At 51.8% G+C, this 1962-nt stretch carries 2 rRNA genes; both read right to left on the bottom strand.

Features of this window, described 5'->3' with window-relative positions:
* Positions 1 to 84, bottom strand: a 5S ribosomal RNA gene (rrf, locus tag CLC91_RS14810); the annotation flags it as partial.
* Between the two features lie 155 nt (positions 85 to 239).
* Positions 240 to 1962: ribosomal RNA gene (locus CLC91_RS14815) — 23S ribosomal RNA — on the bottom strand; the annotation flags it as partial.

Consider the following 1962-nt stretch of genomic DNA (forward strand, 5'->3'; position numbering starts at 1 on the left):
CCCCACACTACCATCGGCGCTATTGCGTTTCACTGCTGAGTTCGGAATGGGATCAGGTGGGTCCACAACGCTATGGCCGCCAAGCAAAATTTTGTCTGGAACAAAAGTTAACGCACTTTAGTGCGGCCCGTCAGGGGCAACTACAAGGAAGTAGTTGATAAAAACTGTCCCATTATTTGAAAAAAGCTGATGTTCTCTTATTCGCAAAATCATTGCACCACCAAACCCATCTGGGTTGTATGGTTAAGCCGCACGGGTCATTAGTACAAGTTAGCTCAACGCCTCACAACGCTTACACACCTTGCCTATCAACGTCCTGGTCTCGGACGGCCCTTCAGAGGTCTTAAAGACCTAGGGATGACTCATCTTAAGGCCTGCTTCCCGCTTAGATGCTTTCAGCGGTTATCAGTTCCGAACGTAGCTACCGGGCAATGCATCTGGCGATACAACCCGAACACCAGGGGTTCGTCCACTCCGGTCCTCTCGTACTAGGAGCAGCTCCCTTCAATCATCCAACGCCCACGGCAGATAGGGACCGAACTGTCTCACGACGTTCTGAACCCAGCTCGCGTACCACTTTAAATGGCGAACAGCCATACCCTTGGGACCGACTTCAGCCCCAGGATGTGATGAGCCGACATCGAGGTGCCAAACACCGCCGTCGATATGAACTCTTGGGCGGTATCAGCCTGTTATCCCCGGAGTACCTTTTATCCGTTGAGCGATGGCCCTTCCATACAGAACCACCGGATCACTATGACCTACTTTCGTACCTGCTCGACGTGTCTGTCTCGCAGTTAAGCTAGCTTATGCCATTGCACTAACCACACGATGTCCGACCGTGTTTAGCTAACCTTCGTGCTCCTCCGTTACTCTTTGGGAGGAGACCGCCCCAGTCAAACTACCCACCAGACACTGTCCTCAACCCCGATTAGGGGCCTAAGTTAGAACATCACGCATACAAGGGTGGTATTTCAAGGTTGGCTCCACGACTACTGGCGTAATCGCTTCAAAGCCTCCCACCTATCCTACACATGTAGGAGCAATGTTCAGTGTCAAGCTGTAGTAAAGGTTCACGGGGTCTTTCCGTCTAGCCGCGGGTATACGGCATCTTCACCGCAATTTCAACTTCACTGAGTCTCGGCTGGAGACAGCGTGGCCATCATTACGCCATTCGTGCAGGTCGGAACTTACCCGACAAGGAATTTCGCTACCTTAGGACCGTTATAGTTACGGCCGCCGTTTACCGGGGCTTCGATCATGAGCTTCGACAAAGTCTAACCCAATCAATTAACCTTCCGGCACCGGGCAGGCGTCACACCGTATACGTCTTCTTACGAATTTGCACAGTGCTGTGTTTTTGATAAACAGTTGCAGCCACCTGGTATCTGCGACCACCGCCAGCTTAGGAAGCAAGTTCCATCACCAGCAGCGGCGTACCTTCTCCCGAAGTTACGGTACCATTTTGCCTAGTTCCTTCAGCCGAGTTCTCTCAAGCGCCTTGGTATTCTCTACCCAACCACCTGTGTCGGTTTGGGGTACGGTTCCTTGTAACCTGAAGCTTAGAAGTTTTTCCTGGAAGTATGGCATCAATCACTTCGTGTCCGTGGACACTCGTCATCAGCTCTCAGTCTTAGTGGTCCGGATTTGCCTAAACCACCAACCTACTGCCTTAAACAGGGACAACCAACGCCCTGATGACCTAGCCTGCTCCGTCACTCCGTCGCAGTTACAAGAAGTACGGGAATATTAACCCGTTTCCCATCGTCTACGCTTTTCAGCCTCGACTTAGGGGCCGACTCACCCTGCCCTGATTAACATTGGACAGGAAACCTTGGTTTTTCGGCGAGGGGGTTTTTCACCCCCTTTATCGTTACTCATGTCAGCATTCGCACTTCTGATACCTCCAGCGTGGGTTACCCCTTCGCCTTCAACGGCTTACAGAACGCTCCTCTACCATGC

The organism is Paraferrimonas haliotis (assembly GCF_002282895.1).
GTDB lineage: Bacteria > Pseudomonadota > Gammaproteobacteria > Enterobacterales > Shewanellaceae > Paraferrimonas > Paraferrimonas haliotis.